The organism is Alphaproteobacteria bacterium, from assembly GCA_016870095.1.
Classification (GTDB): Bacteria; Pseudomonadota; Alphaproteobacteria; order Paracaedibacterales; family VGCI01; genus VGCI01.
Genome location: VGCI01000002.1, coordinates 60,741 through 76,839 on the forward strand (window position 1 = coordinate 60,741; position 16,099 = coordinate 76,839).

Annotated in this window: 15 protein-coding genes; 2 read left to right on the forward strand and 13 right to left on the reverse strand. The window is 41.0% G+C overall.

Translation table 11 applies throughout. The features are described from left to right. Positions 1-14 precede the first annotated feature (14 nt). The 9 genes from FJX03_01800 to FJX03_01840 all read right to left on the reverse strand — a co-directional run bounded on the left by FJX03_01800 (position 15) and on the right by FJX03_01840 (position 7,519). Positions 15-2,273: a heme lyase NrfEFG subunit NrfE gene (locus FJX03_01800; protein MBM3632428.1), complete on the reverse strand. Its 2,259-nt coding sequence runs from the start codon at positions 2,271-2,273 to the stop codon at positions 15-17. Continuing rightward, a complete protein-coding gene (gene ccmE / locus FJX03_01805) occupies positions 2,243-2,686 on the reverse strand; it encodes a cytochrome c maturation protein CcmE (GenBank protein ID MBM3632429.1) in 444 nt (147 codons plus the stop codon). The genes FJX03_01800 and ccmE overlap by 31 nt, the downstream gene beginning before the upstream one ends. Then, the gene (ccmD, locus tag FJX03_01810) at positions 2,676-2,822 is read right to left on the reverse strand and encodes a heme exporter protein CcmD (protein ID MBM3632430.1); all 147 of its coding nucleotides are present in this window, start codon (positions 2,820-2,822) and stop codon (positions 2,676-2,678) included. The genes ccmE and ccmD overlap by 11 nt, the downstream gene beginning before the upstream one ends. Continuing rightward, a complete protein-coding gene (locus FJX03_01815) occupies positions 2,822-3,562 on the reverse strand; it encodes a heme transporter HemC (GenBank protein ID MBM3632431.1) in 741 nt (246 codons plus the stop codon). The genes ccmD and FJX03_01815 overlap by 1 nt, the downstream gene beginning before the upstream one ends. 215 nt (positions 3,563-3,777) lie before the next feature. Further along, complete coding sequence (locus FJX03_01820) at positions 3,778-4,470, reverse strand: hypothetical protein (GenBank protein ID MBM3632432.1); 693 nt, start codon at positions 4,468-4,470, stop codon at positions 3,778-3,780. 432 nt (positions 4,471-4,902) lie between these two features. Next, entirely contained in the window at positions 4,903-5,538 is a 636-nt protein-coding gene (locus FJX03_01825; GenBank protein ID MBM3632433.1) for a hypothetical protein, read from the reverse strand. Then, positions 5,531-6,109, reverse strand: a complete 579-nt coding sequence (gene ccmA, locus FJX03_01830) for a heme ABC exporter ATP-binding protein CcmA (GenBank protein MBM3632434.1) — start codon at positions 6,107-6,109, stop codon at positions 5,531-5,533. Before ccmA ends, FJX03_01825 begins: the two co-directional genes overlap by 8 nt. A gap of 58 nt (positions 6,110-6,167) precedes the next feature. After that, complete coding sequence (locus FJX03_01835; GenBank protein ID MBM3632435.1) at positions 6,168-6,764, reverse strand: J domain-containing protein; 597 nt, start codon at positions 6,762-6,764, stop codon at positions 6,168-6,170. Positions 6,765-6,775: 11 nt separating this feature from the next. Further along, a complete protein-coding gene (locus FJX03_01840) occupies positions 6,776-7,519 on the reverse strand; it encodes a methyltransferase (GenBank protein MBM3632436.1) in 744 nt (247 codons plus the stop codon). 237 nt (positions 7,520-7,756) lie between these two features. Between FJX03_01840 and FJX03_01845 the strand changes: the two genes are divergently transcribed. Then, positions 7,757-8,779 carry a polyprenyl synthetase family protein gene (locus FJX03_01845; protein MBM3632437.1) on the forward strand — a complete coding sequence of 341 codons (1,023 nt, stop codon included), beginning with the start codon at positions 7,757-7,759 and terminating at the stop codon, positions 8,777-8,779. Between the two features lie 32 nt (positions 8,780-8,811). Here FJX03_01845 and FJX03_01850 read toward each other — a convergent pair whose 3' ends face one another. The 4 genes from FJX03_01850 to hflK all read right to left on the reverse strand — a co-directional run bounded on the left by FJX03_01850 (position 8,812) and on the right by hflK (position 14,917). Next, positions 8,812-10,941, reverse strand: a complete 2,130-nt coding sequence (locus FJX03_01850) for a mechanosensitive ion channel family protein (GenBank protein MBM3632438.1) — start codon at positions 10,939-10,941, stop codon at positions 8,812-8,814. Positions 10,942-11,030: 89 nt separating this feature from the next. Then, a complete protein-coding gene (locus FJX03_01855) occupies positions 11,031-12,782 on the reverse strand; it encodes a Do family serine endopeptidase (GenBank protein MBM3632439.1) in 1,752 nt (583 codons plus the stop codon). Between the two features lie 21 nt (positions 12,783-12,803). After that, positions 12,804-13,682, reverse strand: coding sequence for a protease modulator HflC (locus tag FJX03_01860; protein MBM3632440.1), 879 nt, complete (start codon positions 13,680-13,682; stop codon positions 12,804-12,806). Next, positions 13,679-14,917, reverse strand: a complete 1,239-nt coding sequence (hflK, locus tag FJX03_01865; GenBank protein ID MBM3632441.1) for an FtsH protease activity modulator HflK — start codon at positions 14,915-14,917, stop codon at positions 13,679-13,681. Before hflK ends, FJX03_01860 begins: the two co-directional genes overlap by 4 nt. A 167-nt stretch (positions 14,918-15,084) precedes the next feature. Between hflK and FJX03_01870 the strand changes: the two genes are divergently transcribed. Next, complete coding sequence (locus tag FJX03_01870; protein ID MBM3632442.1) at positions 15,085-16,044, forward strand: hypothetical protein; 960 nt, start codon at positions 15,085-15,087, stop codon at positions 16,042-16,044. The last annotated feature ends 55 nt before the right edge of the window (positions 16,045-16,099 follow it).

Below are 16,099 nucleotides of genomic sequence, written 5' to 3' on the forward strand. Positions count from 1 at the left end.
CAATTTTTTTTGATTTAACCATTTTTTCCAGGTCGTGCCAATACTTTAAACCCAATAAAAATTCCGACTACCGCGAGGAGAAAAAGCCAAGGTCCAAACCACAAAATGTAAGTACTTGAAGATACCGGAGGAGTTGTAATGATTTGAGATCCATACTTTTTAACAAACTCATTTACAATTTGTTCGTCTGTTTCCCCTGCCCGCACGGCTTTTCGAATTTGGATTCGCAATTGAGCCGCAGACTCAATAGGCGACTCATCTAAAAGTTGTCCCTGACATGTCGGGCAAACCATTTTCTGACTCAAAATCCGTGCACGCTCTTCCATTGAAGAGTCTGACAATTGCTCATGAGCATCAATACCCCACGTCGGAAAGGCAAGAAGCAATAATAAGGGACTTAATTTTGACAGACCTCGAAACCGCTTAAGGCAAGCCACGCCCCCCCCTATAACAACCAGGAGCATTCCGATCCATAAAAGATTGATGAACGGCTTATAATAAGCGTGAATGCTCCATTTCTGTCCTTCGTACTCTTCGCCAATGGTGACATAAATATGGTTGAGCCAACCAAATCCCACAGAGCGAATGGCAGATTCACCATGAATAACTTTTTGTGCCCAATAAAATCGTTTCTCAGGCGTTAAAGGAAGCCCATTTTCAAGATCAAGAGTTGCCCGATGAGCTGTATAATTCGCCCCTTCCCGAGAAGTCACTTGCTGTAAAGTTAAAGAAATAGGCCCAACCCTGATCTTATCTCCAATTTTAAGCGCCTGAATCATTTCCTTCTCCCCCAAACTTGACCCAGCCATACCCAAAACGGCAATGCCAATTCCAAGATGGCTTAAAATTGTCCCCGAAAAAATTTTGCGTTTCTTCACAGCATATCCAAGCGTCGATACGGTTACCCAAACAGCACCTGCAAATGCCGCCAACCCCAGAGCGTGGCTTATACTTAAGCCAAAACAACTTATAAGAATTGTAACGCAGAAGAGAGGAAGTACCCATTTGAGAGAGGACGTTGGCAATCCGTTAGATGCCCAAATATACCAAGGACCTAAACCTGTCAGTACTAATAGGGGCAACATCATGGGAACAAATGTTGCCGTATAATAGGGAGCTCCTACTGTAATCTTCTCGCCAAATGCTTCCAAAATTAACGGATAAAGTGTTCCCAAAGCCACCGTTAGAACACCTGTGATTAAAATCAAGCTCATCAATAAAATGAGGCCAGATCTTGACAAGGGAAGTGTGGGGACTGGGGATCGCATCATGGGAAGACGCCACATAAAAAGGCCTAAAGCCGGAAAAACCAGCAGGGACGATAAAATCAAAATAAATGCCCCTCGTTCCGGGTCAACAGCAAAATTATGGACAGACGTCAAAAGACCAGAACGAACAAGAAAGGTACCAAATAAGCATAAAGCAAACGTCAGAATACTTAAGAAAAGTGTCCAGGCTCGTAAGGCTTTCGTTGTTTTGTGCACGACAATCGTGTGAACTAAAGCTGTTCCCGTTAGCCACGGCATTAATGCCGCATTTTCCACAGGGTCCCAAAACCACCAACCACCCCATCCTAATTCATAGTAAGCCCAAAAGCTGCCCAAAGCCGCTCCAAGCGTAAGGAAAGTCCAAGAAGATAAGATCCAAGGACGTATAAGTGTTGACCAATCATCTGGAATTTTTCCGTTTATTAAGGTCATGATTGTTAAAACAAATGGTATCGAAAAGCCCGCATACCCCAGGTAAAGAATGGGGGGATGAACGGCCAGACTCGGATCTTGAAGCAGAGGATTTAAATCTTGCCCCTGAAGGGGTATGGGGTCTGCCACAGCAAAAGGATCACAAGTCATCAGTATAAAGAGCAAAAAACCGAAATTCATAAATCCCATGAGGGGAGCTATTAGAGAATATGACTCATTTCTATTGTTAAGTTGACTTAAAAGAACTGCACCATAAGCCGTGAGAATCAATACCCATAAAAGCATGGATCCTTCATGATTTCCCCATACGCCCGATATTTTATAAAGAAGTGGTTTGTGAGTATGGGAATGCTGAAAGACAGACAACAAGGAAAACTGATCCGTCACATGGGCATAGAGAAGTAAGCCAAATGCAAAGGCAACAAACATCAATTGCCCCCATGCTAAGCGACTGGCCCAATGATAACGACCGGGTCCAAAAGCTTGTAATCCTGCAATAAGAAGAGCGATTCCTAAAAACGCTTCGCCGGTGTAGGCAATGATCATGGACCTTTCTCCCCCCGAGGTTTCCATCGTCCATTCTCTTTTAAAGCCTCGGCGACATCCCGCGGCATATAATTTTCGTCATGCTTGGCAAGAAGATATGTTGCTTGAAAAATACCATCTTTAGATAGGGTACCTTCCGCCACAACACCTTGACCTTCTCGAAAAAGATCGGGAACAAGCCCTCGATAACGAACGGGAATTGTCATAATTCCATCTGTCATTTCAAATTTAATCTCTAAGTTATCGCTTTTTTCAAGACTTCCTTCTTTGACCATGCCCCCTAATCGAAAGGGCTTAATTGGTTTTTTTGCCAAAGCATCCGTCGGCATCATAAAGTAGAGGAGATGGTCGTTCAGCGTGGTCAAAACAATAAGGGCAGAGCCACTTAAAAATAATGTCAAAAGACCCAAATACCAAAGACGTCGCTTTTTAAGTGTCATCAGAAGTCCATTGCCGCAATTCTTGGTAAGCTTTGCGATCCTCTTTTACCACCCAGAAGGTCAAAAGTGTGAATACAAAAATTCCCAAAACGTAAGCTGCTCCAACGAAAAAAATATGAGGAGAAGACAAATCCATCACTCTACCTCTTGGTGACGAGAAGACCATTCTCGAATTTGAAGCGCCTGAATTTTACGCCGATTCAGCTCTGTGCGCAAACGAAGAGCACTCAATGCAAACCCCCCGGCTGCAAAAGCAATTGCCATACATAAGAGCGGCGTTAACAGGGTCCAATGAATAGCGGGTTTGGCAAGTCGTAACACACTGGCCGGTTGGTGAAGGGTATGCCACCACTCCACAGACCACTTGATGATAGGAATATTGACCCACCCCACTAAAGCAATTACAGCTCCTGCCGTAAGGCCTTTTTCCTCCTCCTCAAACGCAGTCACAAGTGTCCAATAACCACCATATAAAAAAAAGAGAAGAAGCATAGATGTCAATCGAGCATCCCAAGCCCACCATGTCCCCCAAGTCGGCTTCCCCCAAATTGCTCCCGTCCCCAAACTCACAAAAGTAAATGCCATCCCAATTGGGGCTATCGACTTTGTCATAATATGCAAAAGAGGTGCACGCGTGACAAACCCCCACCCACTCAAAATTGCCATAGCGGTATACACACTCAAAGCCCCCCAAGAAGCAGGAACATGAACATACATGATGCGCACCGTTTCCCCTTGTTGGTAGTCGGCTTGTGAAAATACGAGTCCTAAAAGAAGACCTGCACATCCAAATAATGCAAATGTTGCAAGACTCCATGGGAGTAGAGTCTCTACCAACTTTAAAAGCAATTTGGGATGTGAAAAATATGATGTCATAGTTCCTGTTTTACCCCAAAGCTTTCTGGAAAGCAAAGGTCAAGCAAATGCATGATCGAATCTGCCACAATCTATTTAATTGATAGAGGAGTACACATATCGTTCGTAAAAAAACGAAAAGAAATAAGTATTATTTTTTTAATGAAATGAAGTGTGGAGAATATCTACACGAAGCCTCGTTATTTAAGGGCTTCGTGTAGATTTTTTAGGGATAATTAAGCGTTAAAGTAATTCCAGATCGTATTGCTTATTGCCTTACTTGTGGAAAATCCAGCTTTCGCAACGTTTATACCAGCTTTTAATACTGTTGGCGTCCAATTAATTGCTGTATCTGTTACGGCCTTTACAGGAACCAAATAGGTTGCAGCAAGAGCGCCTTCATAACCCGGCACAACATATCTTGCTGTCGCTAAAGCCATTTTTGCAATATTATAAGTCGCATTCGCTGCTGCCGTAGCAGCAATAGGTCCAGCTGAAAAAGATACGATGCCGTAAGCGCCACAATAAGCTCCTAATGCTGTTACTTCTTCAAGAGTTTTAACACTTGCATAAGCTGCATAATAAGCAAGCCCATATCGCGCCATGCCTTCTGCTGTGCTCAAGCCTACGTTTAATGTAGTTTGGCCAACAAACTTTGCGCCATTATAAGCGTAACCTCCAAGAACATTTAAATATGATTTTGGTTCTTCTTTTGTGACGACATCCGGGAGGTTTGTAAAAGTACCAATATCCGTTGGGATTTCTTTAGAATATTGTAAGGAAGTTAAATTCTTAAAAGAACCAACACTCGTTACTATTTCACTATCACTTTCTGAATGACAAACTGTGATTGGTTTAGCTAATACAGGTGTCACTACACATGTGGTTACAACCAAAGAAAGTGCCAAAAACTTAATTACATTTTTCATAATTATATCTCTTTAATAAATAGGGTAAAACTGCAAAATTTACTTATAAAGCAGTTCATTTTTGTAAAAATAGAAATTTTAATTATCTAATTTACAATATGTATATAATACTAATTTTTTTAAAAATCAATAGCTCCATTAAAAAAATTAGAAATTATTTTTTCATTTTTTTTGAAATATCAAATTATGTATTTTTTTAAAAATTTAAGAATATTTTTTCAGCAAAATATTTATTTAACATTATGATTGTATTAGTATTTTTAAAAAATTGACCTTGAAAAGGGCGGAAATATACATGCGAAATGATATATTCTTATTATAGCTTTTTTCAAAAAATGATTATATTTAATAAAATTTTTGACAACAACATTTGTTGTGCGAATTGTTTTTCCAAATATAACTGCAAAGATCCCGCACAAATTCTTTAAAAAATCACCGTAAAGCTAACTTCAATGCAAAAGGTGCAGCTATCATGGAAAGGGCTATAGCCATCAGGGAAAGCCCTCCCTGAAGGGCTATATAAGAAAGGGTAGTCGCTGTTGGATCGCTGATTGCCCCCATGCTCACAATAATCATGGGAATTCCAATCGGCAATGTGAGAAGAGGCAGTAAAAATGAGGTATGTGCTTTTACCGTCAAACATAACGCACTTCCTATTGCCCCCAAAAATGTTAAGACAAGGGTTGATGTTGCAACACCGATTAAAAGGGGGAATGAGGAAAAACCTGAAATTATGCCAACTATGCCTGTCAGGGGCAAGCTCAAGCGCAGCCAATGCGTCATAATTTTTGCAAATACATAAATCTCCAGAGACATCCCCTCACTTATTCGCCATTCTAAAGTTCCATCTTCCCAGTCTTCCCGAAATAATTGATCCAGGCTTAAACTCATTACACCATAACTAAGCCCCAACAAGAGCGTAGGCAAAAAGGCTTGCCATAAAGCAGGACGACTTGAAGACAAAATACCAAAAGCCACCACAAGACTAAGAAAGACAATTAAGACGTGTATTACGTATTGAGCACTAGAGAATAGATCTTGCCGCATTTGTTGAATCAACTTATTCATGAAGGGTAATCACTTTAGCCTGCGAAAAGGGAACAACCGTATGACTGGTGAGCACCCCCGCGCCCCCCCCTTGAATGTGAGCCGCTAACATATGCCAGAATTGTTTTGCTGCAGCCTTATCTAAGTGCGTCGTTGGCTCATCGATTAACCACACTTGTGCATCTGCTAAAGCCAATCTTGTCAAAGCAATTTGACGACGCTGGCCTGCAGAAAGAGTACTGATAAAACGATTTTTGAGCGCATCTAGCCCTTTTGCTTCTAAAATTTGCCTCACCCGTTTGGGTGTTGCCTGCGATTGAAGAAGAAGGTTTTGTTGAACAGTCATACCCATTTTCAAGCCATTTAGATGCCCCACATAACTTTGAGAAAAGCTTTGACTCTTCATTATATTCGCACTGACTTCAGGGATGCTGGCCAGACACCTTAATAAAGTCGTTTTGCCTGACCCATTTGGCCCCATCAAAACAATAACGTCGCCAGAAAAAAGCGAAAAAGAAATGTCTTGGAAAAGAATTCGCCCTCCTCGTGCATAGGTAAAGTCAGAAACAAGAAGGAGAGGCACATTTGTCATGGAGTTAAGTATACCGAAATAGGTAAGATGCGTAAATATTTATGCCAAACAATAGATTTCAAACTAACCGCTTGAGAATTTCATAAGCCTCATTAATACATTTTAAGGCCTCAACAGCCTCAGGAGTTCCTCCATGCGTATCTGGATGATGTTTTTTAACCAGGGCCTTATATTGTTGTCGTAATGCATTTTGCGAAAAAGGGTAACTCAATTCAAGAGTTACCAATGCTTTTGCCTGCGCAGATTGAGGAGGAAAACGCTCTGTCAAAGGCGTTGAGGAGGAAAGGGGATCATTAAAAAGACCAAAAGGATCTTGGACCGATTCTCCAAATTGTGTTGATTGTGCGTTTCCTTTTTCAGAGCCTGAAGCCGATCCCAAAGGCCAGGAAGGACGCTGCCAGGTCACGTCAGCCCGACGTTCTTTTTCAATTTCAGCCTCTGACATATTGGTGTAATAATTCCACTTCGCATTATAGTCGCGGATGTGAATTAAACAGAACCAATGCCAATCATCTACACCTGATTCTAAGTGATAGCGAGACTTTGGCGCACGATATACCCCTTCATCTTGGCAACCAGGATGTTCACAAACGTCTTTGCTCACAAAGTTTTTGCCAGGTGGGGTATCAAACCACTGTGAAAATTTACGAAACATCCATCCTATCTTTATAATATAAGGGCAGCGCCATCTCTTAAAATCATCTCTGCTTGAGGCGTAAAACGACCATCACTCCCATGCAGCATCATTCCAGACGCCAACCGTAAAGGACCATTTGAGTTTTTACACCCCCGAATCAGCACACGTTTTGCAGGCTTATCTTTTCCCGGCCACAGAGGATAAATAACAATATCCCCCATTTTTCCGGCAAACGTACTGATTATTTGGTCAAGACGATCTGCTCTATGAATAAACGTCACTGTGCCTTTGGGCCTGACCATTAACAAAGCAAACCGTACCCAATGCTCTAAGGTTGCTTCCCCTTCACCATGAGAGTGAGCCTTTTGCTCTTTTATCGAAGGTGTGTGATGAGAGGCCTCTAAATAAGGAGGATTCGCCATAACATGGGCAAAAGTCCCTGCAGCAAGGCGAGGAGGAGGACGTAAAAGGTCACCCGCAATAATCTCGACCCGATCCCGCATATTATTTAATGCTATATTATCAAATGCCAAACGAACGATGTCTCTTTGTGTTTCTAATCCTGTTATTCGACAGTCTGGTATGCGTGCAGCCAAACATAGAGCAGCCGCTCCCACACCTGCGCCGATATCCAAAATAGTTGTACCCGATTCGGGCTGAAGTGAGGCAGCTAAAAAAATAGGATCAATGGCAACGCGGTAACCTTCTGCGGGCTGACGAATCTGAACACGCCCCCCCAACAAATAATCTTGCGTTATGGCATCCTGCCCCATAATAATTTTTACCCTTTCCCGCTTTATCGATTTGACTCAGTTCATTAAAACCTAACACTTTGGCCCGTAAATTTATTGTTCACAAAATCAACACTCCGAGGTGGCTTGATTAAAAGTCATTGAATCTCCGAAAGGAAACAACAAAGCCAGATCGCTATCAATAAACTCGCTTCATAACATTTTTTTCTATATCCTACCTCTTTTACACGCTAGATTGAAGGAAAGAATATCTAACAGATGGATTTTTTAGAGCCAATGTCCTTACCCGTATCCAAGAAAAGAGAATTCGACCCGTTGACAGATCTCAAAGATCTTTTGCAAGAAGATTTAAAAGAGATTGATCGAGTCATTGAGCAAAATCTAAAAAGCTCTGTAAGCCTCATTCCAACATTGGGTCGTCATCTCATCTATGCAGGGGGAAAAAGACTCAGGCCTCTTCTAACAATTGCCAGTTATCGACTTTTTAATAGTAAAGGCAACGAAGCCATAGGACTTGCAGCGGCGGTTGAATTTATTCACACCGCCACACTTCTTCATGATGATGTTATTGATAAATCCAAACTTCGGCGGGGCATTCCTACTGCCAATGAGCTTTGGGGAAATCAAGCCAGCGTTTTGGTGGGAGATTTTTTGTTTGCCCGATCTTTTCAACTGATGATCCAATCCAACAATTCGCATGTTTTACGCATATTAGCTGAAGCCTCGGCTTGCATCTCAGAAGGTGAGGTCTTGCAGCTATCCTTGTGTCATCAACTGGATATTAAACTTGAGGACTCCTTAAAAGTTATCGAGGCCAAAACGGCCATGCTTTTTGCTGCGGCATGTGAGGTTGGTGCTCTTATGGCAACCCATCAAACTAACGCTACCGCTCTTCGGGTCTATGGACAGAATTTAGGGATGGCTTTTCAAATTGTTGATGACATCCTCGATTATAGTGCGAATGAAGTTTTACTCGGCAAGGAGATTGGAACGGATTTTCGTGAAGGAAAAATTACACTGCCAATTGTGTTAACCTATCTAGAATGTTCGAGTGAGGAAAAATCCTTTTTCAAACGAACGCTCGTTGATCACATTCAAACGCCCGATGACTTTTCTCTTGCTCTTCAAATTTTGCAAAAACACAACGGCTTAACAAAATCTTATGCCCTAGCAAAGACTTATGGTCAAAAAGCCATAGAAGCCCTTGCAGGTTTAGCCTCTCATCCTATTAAGGAACTCCTTCAAAGCCTAATTGAGCAAAGCTTAAGGCGAACATCCTAAATTACTTTCAATCGATCGCGACTGGGAAATATTTATTCGGAAGGTTCCGAAATTAAGGGGTCTTTATCCTTGACCCATTCTTCTTGGAACGAAATAGGAGGCGCAATGCCCAAAGCATCCATATGTATCTTAAGCCGTCTGTTGAGGTCACGAACGAAGGTGTTATTGGGATCAGGAGTAATTTTAATACTAGCACTCACATGCACGGCGTTTTCAGCAAACCGATCAACGCCTGAAATAGACAAAGGTTCCAATATCATCTTGCCAAAGGTTGGGTCTTTTGACATTTCTTCTATTGCTAGAGAAATTGCCTCATAGACAGTACTAATTTTTGTTTTATGCGAAGTGGCAATATCAATTGGAACAACAGTATAATCTCGCGAACGATTGATGATATTTCCCACCTCAGAAAATGGAATTTTTTGTAAAGATCCATCTCGATGACGTAATGTGATAGCTCTTAAGGATAAAGATTCCACAGCCCCTGTATGTGCCCCTACTGTGACAACATCCCCCACGGAAAAACTTCCATCTACGAGTGCGAAGAAACCATTAATTATATCTTTCACTAAACTTTGGGAACCCAAGCTGATAGCAAAAGCAAAAGCACTCATTAAATAGACGAGAAGCTTTAGGTCAAAACCAAAGGATTCTAAGGTAACAAAAAAAGCAATTAAAATCATTAACCAACGAGCCACACTGTGAAGCATGGGCCCAAAAGTTTTTGCAAAAGCTGTTGGCTCTCTCCGTTTTCCCTTAATCATCTGCGGTTTGATGTGGAATTGAACAAATAAATCCAAGGCAAACCATAATAAATAAAGTATGCTCAAAATCAATACTATTGTTGAAATTGTCTTTACAAAAGGGTGAGAAAAGGTAGTCATAAATAAACTTGAAAAACATCTGTCCCATATAAAAATTAAAATAACAAAGAAGGTAAGGTGCCATAGCCATTGAACCCCTTTTAAGAGGGGAAGTTGTATAGGAGTAATATAGGATATAAATGTCTGAATTTTTGCGGCTTTAAATTTGGGGAGTTGAAATTTATGTAAAGAATCAAGATAACGTCGACCCACCAAAAATGCAAATAGGACTATGAATGTCTCAATACACTCCGATCCATAAGCTTCCCATAAATTACCAGCAAAGAAGATTTTATCAATAGCTAAAGGAATACTGATTACAAAAAGTACCCAGGGAAGATAGCGTATAAATATGTTAACGAAAGGTGCTATGAAATGAGGCGCTGTTATCAAAGATTTACCTTCAGATAATTGTCGCTGCATTTCTTGGGCTCGCCATTCTCGAAAATACAAAACCAGAAGGGGAAACGAGATAAAGATAATCAGATTTGTAACAAACTCTTCCCCATAGTTTTTTGTATCAAAAACGATATTGATTCCAGACATAAGAATTGCCCAAAGAGCAACTCCCCCTAGCACTCTTAAGAAAGTTCTCCCTTTTGAACCCGGTTCCATAGATCTCAAAACCGTATCCTGAGATTGGGTTAATTTCCTTTCTAATAGTAAGGTCCTAATGGCAAATATAGTGAGCCAAAACCCCAAAAGCCAATTTCCCACAGACGGGTTTGGAACAAATAAGGGGAGAAAGAGAAGAGAATAAAGAAAAGGATAAAAAAGCGTCATGTACGCATAAGTTGTATGACGTTCGCCTACATCAGTTTGTTTTCTTGTCCTTCTCTCCTCAAGACGCCTTTGGAAAATTAACGTTAGAATACCTTCAAAGAAAGCGCCCATAAGGATTAAAATGGGTAATCGTTGAAGGGCTTTCCAAAAATCATCCTTATTATTTTCTACCTTTAAAAAGTCAATAACTTCATTCACAATTGTGGGTATTTTCTTAAGACTTTTAAAAAAAGTTGCGACACGATCCAAACTCATTTGGATAAACGGGGCAATATAGGCCACTAGAGACCCGGATCGCTTTTTCTCCTCAGCTTCTTGGGCCGAAGCAAGTACTTTAAGGGTTTTTAAAAGCTTTGCACGCTCTATAGGATCTTCAATTAATTTTGCAATTTTCTTAATTTCTTTTGATTTTGGGGAAGCCTCAATTTGAGAGACTTCCGGAAGCACAAGGGATGTCGAAGCAAAACATGGGAATGCTTGAAAAATAATTAATAAAAAAACAAAAATGCGAATCATCGGTTTTTCCCAAGCATAGCAAACTTCGTTTTATATATATCGAAGTTGCTATGCCGAATTCAATCTAACTTTGTAAAAATCCGTATTCTTTAACTCGAGGACTTATTTTCGGACTTATCTTTATCATTTTCCTTATCTTTGTCCTTGTTCTTTTCTTTGTCTTTACTTTTGCTTTTATCTTTCGAAGAACTGGTTAAATCTTCGCTTTCTAGTTTCATGGGAACAAAGCGCGGTTCGCCTTCCCGCATAACCAACAATAAGATATTTTCACGTTTTAATTTTTTAGCCTCGTCCACTGCTTTGGCGAACTCTTCTGGTTTTGTCAATTCTTGTTGGTTGACTTTTTGAATGATATCACCCGGCTTTGTCGGAACTAACGTACCTTTTCCTGTATCTGCTGGATTTAATTTAATATCATCACCCGGTGTATTGGGCTCAACTTGCATCACCATAATACCTTTTAAATCTTTGGCAAGGTTGTAAGTTTTGCGAAGTTCTGGTGTTAGTTCTGAAACCGTGAGGCCTAGGACTTTTATGCCTTCTCTAGAAATGGCTGACTTTGCTTTGTCTGTTGAAGTCGTAATGACACGATCCGGCGCAGTTTCAAACTCCCCCAAAACCACGTCAAAAGACATCTCTTTGCCTTTACGCCAGATTTTCACTTTAACAGACTTTCCAACAGTTGTTTCCCCAACCAGGCGGGACAAGCGTGCCTTTTCATTCACTTCCTTACCATCAAATTCTAAAATAATATCCTCAGGCTCAATCTTAGCTTTTGCAGCAGGACCATCAGGCGTTACGCTTCCAATAATGGCGCCTTTTGCTTTTCCAAGACCTAAACTTTCTGCAATATCATCGGTGACAACTTGAATACGAACACCTAACCAACCTCTTTTTGTTCGACCAAATTTAAGAAGTTGGTTGACAGTGTCTTGCGCAACGGCGGATGGGATAGCAAAACCAATTCCAATATTTCCACCACTTGGCGAGAAAATAGCTGTGTTTATTCCGATAACTTTTCCTTGTAAATCTAAAAGAGGTCCTCCCGAGTTCCCCATGTTGATGGCCGCATCATGCTGCATAAAATCATCAACATAATCGTTAACTCGACTCTTACCCCCACGACCCAACATAATATCTCGAGATCTATTGGAAATAATTCCACTGGTAACAGTACTTCCTAAACCAAAGGGGTTACCAATAGCTAAAATCCAATCGCCGACTTTTACTGCATGTGAGTCACCCCAATCCATGACCGGAAGTTTTCTCTTACCGACTGGCAATGTATCCGTTTTAACTTTAAGCAACGCAATATCTGTGCGCTCGTCGAAGGCCATTGTGGTCGCCTCTAGTTCCGTATTGTCATTCAAGAATACTGTCACTTTTTTTGCATCGGCAATAACGTGATAGTTTGTTACGATTATGGCTGACGTATCTTCTGATTGAATGATAAAGCCTGATCCCAAAGACTGAACTTTGCGAGGGCGCTGCATTTGATCAAAAAATTCTTGGAATAATTCTTCAAAAGGAGAGCCAGGAGCAAATTGAGGTAAACCATCTTTACCTTGGCGTCCACCACCATCAACAATTTGGGTTGTGGAAACATTCACAACGGCTGTTATTGCTTTCTCTGCTACAGAGGAAAATCCCTGACTAATATCAAATTTCTGCGGTTTATCACTACTAGATTTTGCAATATTGCTGGCAGTCCCCACTGATGGAGCCGACGATCCCGCCCCAAGAGGGGCAACTGTCATACTAATAAAACTTACCGTTAAAGCTAAAGCTAGAGAAGTACGATTTAATTTGCTAACTTTTTTCATTATCAACCTCAATTTCATTCGTTAATTATACTATTATCGCTATTTCACTTGTCGTTCAGGGGCATTAAAATATTTAAATAAATCATTGTCTGTGGTCAAAACAAGAGTTGTTCCTTCACCGATAGTTTCACGGTAAGTTTGCATTGTTCTATAAAATCCATAAAATTCCGGGCTTTTCCCTAAGGCAGCTCCTAGAATTTGGATTGACTTTGCTTCACCTTGCCCGCGAATTTCTTGGGCTTTTTGTTGAGCCGTTGCTAAAATAATACTCTGGTCTCGGTCAGCAGCTGAACGAATTTCTTGCCCAATCTTTTCACCAGTTGCACGGTTTCCTTTAGCAATTTGATTAAGGGCTGAGATCATTCGGTTAAAGACAGCATCACGATTTTCCATGGGAAGTTCCGTTCGGATTATGCGAACATCCACAATAGAAATTCCAAGGGGTCGCGCCAAAGCATCAACTTCACGATCTATGGATTTCATAATTTTCGGCCGCTCTTCAGACAATAGGTTACGCAAAGGCACTTTACCTAAAACATTACGAACAGTACTGGTCACAAAAGCCTCTAATCGCATGGCTGCACCTTGTTCATTAGCAGGCTTAACCGATCGGAAAAAGAGCATAGGGTCGACAATTTGATATCGCGTGTAAGTATCCACCAATAACCGCTTTTGATCACCAGTCGTTATCCGAACTTCTGGAAAGTCACAATTGAGAACGCGCTTTTCATAAAATAAAACGTCCTGGATAAAAGGAATTTTGACTTTTAAACCCGGCGTCGTATGGACTGCACGTTTCTCACCAAATTGTAAAACAATGGCTTGTTTGGTTTGATCAACCGTAAAGATCATTCCTCCACCAATCGCAACAATACCTAAAAGAAAAACACCTAACAAAAATCGTGATGTCAGAGTCATTTAGAACCACCCTTCTTAGCTGCAGCAGAGTCTGAAAGATGACCCTTTAGTTCATTTAAAGGTAAATAGGGAAGAATACCTTTCCCAACCTTCTCATCTAAAATAATCTTTGTTGCTTTCGAAAGGACGGATTGCATTGTTTCTAAATAGTATCTCTTTAATGTTATATTGGGATGTGCCTCATAGGCGACTAAGACTTGTAAAAACCGTCCAGCTTCCCCCTCAGCTTCCGCAATTTTGCGTTGACTATAAGCAGTTGCTTCGTTACCGATTTGAGCAGCCTGGCCTTGGGCTCGCGGAATAATTTCATTTTTGTAGGCTTCTGCTTCATTACGAGATTGGTCAGCGTTAACTAACGAAGCTTGCAAATCATTAAACGCGTCAACAACTTGATGCGGAGGCGCCACATTTTGGAGTTGAATACTCACAATTTGAATTCCCATTTTATACTGGTCAAGAAGCTTTTGCAGAATTTCTTGTGCCCTCGTCTCAATTTGGCCTCTCCCCTCGGTAAGCGCTAAACGTGCGGTTGTCTGGCCAATCACTTCCCGCACGACACTTTCAGCGGCTACGCGAATTGTTTCATCAGGGTTACGTGCAGTAAAAAGATATTCACTTACATCTTTAATTTTCCATAATACCGTATAGTTCGTGTGAACCATATTTTCGTCACCGGTTAAAATTAAAGTTGCTTCCGCAGAATCACCATTCTTCTCTGTTTTTAAACCGCCATCAATAGTGTTAAGAACGGCAATTTTCTGAACAATGACAGATTCAAAAGGAGCTGGAAAGTGGTATTGCAAACCAGGCAATGAGGTTCTTACCATCTCACCAAATCTCAAGACAACACCAACTTCACCTTCTTGAACGCGATAGAGTCCTGTGCCTAACCACAATACAAACGCACCCAAACCCATGAGTACAAATAAACCAAAATTTCCCTTAGATTTACCGCCATTATTAAAGCCGCCACTCTTGGGGCCTCCCCCACCGGTCATCATTTTTCGAACACGATCTTGGATAACGTCAATTAAATCATCTATACTATTCCCATTGCCAGAACCAGGGCTTTCTCGACGAGACCATGGATTTGGAGAAGGGTTCTCTTTTTTCTGAGAATCCTTTGCAGACTCTTCCGTGGGTCGACGACTTTTATTTGAATTTCCACCCCAAGGTCCCTTTACAGGTCCCTTCGGGGTATTATCATCACCATTGCCATCATTATCTAAGGGCATTTACATTTCTTTCAGTTGATTAAGAATCTTTAATCACACTATATATCAAACAAAAGAAACCGACAATCGGGAGAACGACATTGACCTCAACAATTTTACTTAATGACCAAATCCAAGACCTTTTGAAAGAATTCCGTACACAAGACGGGCGACCGATTTCTACTTGGATGACATCTCTAAAAAATGAAGAGGGAAACATTACCCTCGTTTTTGACGTTCCTTTAGATAAGACAGCAGAAGTTGAATTGTTAAGTCAAAAAGCCGAGAAAGCCATTCAGAAACTCCCAAATATCCACCAAGTTCGGTCTATTTTAACCAACCAACGCCCAACTCCCGTGCCCCCAAAGATAAAAGAACCAACCAAACTTCCGGGAGTGAAAAAAATTATAGCCATCGCCTCCGGAAAAGGGGGAGTTGGAAAATCTACAACAGCGGTCAATCTTGCTATTGCTCTTTCTCTCTTGGGGAAAAAAATTGGATTATTAGATGCCGATGTTTATGGCCCCTCCCTCCCCCGGCTTTTTTCTATCACTAAGAAACCGGAAGCCACCGCCGATAAAAAACTTATCCCAATCAATCAATATGGCATTGAATGTATGTCCATAGGATTTATGGTGGCTGAGGAGACGGCTATGATTTGGCGAGGACCCATGGTTCATAGTGCACTCCAACAAATGTTAAAAGATGTCGCATGGCCTGAACTCGATAGTCTAATTGTGGATATGCCTCCGGGCACAGGAGATGCCCATCTAACTTTGTGTCAACAGGTTAAGATTGATGGAGTAATAATTGTATCCACTCCACAAGACATTGCCTTGATCGATGCACGTCGAGGTCTCAATATGTTTCGTAAAATGAATATCCCTGTGCTCGGTATTATTGAAAACATGAGTCAATTTAGCTGCCCCAATTGTGGGCATGTCACAGAAATCTTTAGTCATGGTGGCGCACAAAAAGAAGCCAAGAAGCTTGGCATCCCCTTTTTAGGGGAAATTCCTCTCACTCTTTCCATTCGTCAACAAAGTGATGCGGGAATGCCAATCACCGCTACTGAGCCAAATTCAAAAATTTCTGAAATCTATCAAAATATTGCACAAAAAGTCATTGACAATCTAAAAGTTCTCTGAAATTTTATTCACAACTTATCTTGTTTGAACATTCACTTCCAAACTCTGTCTCACA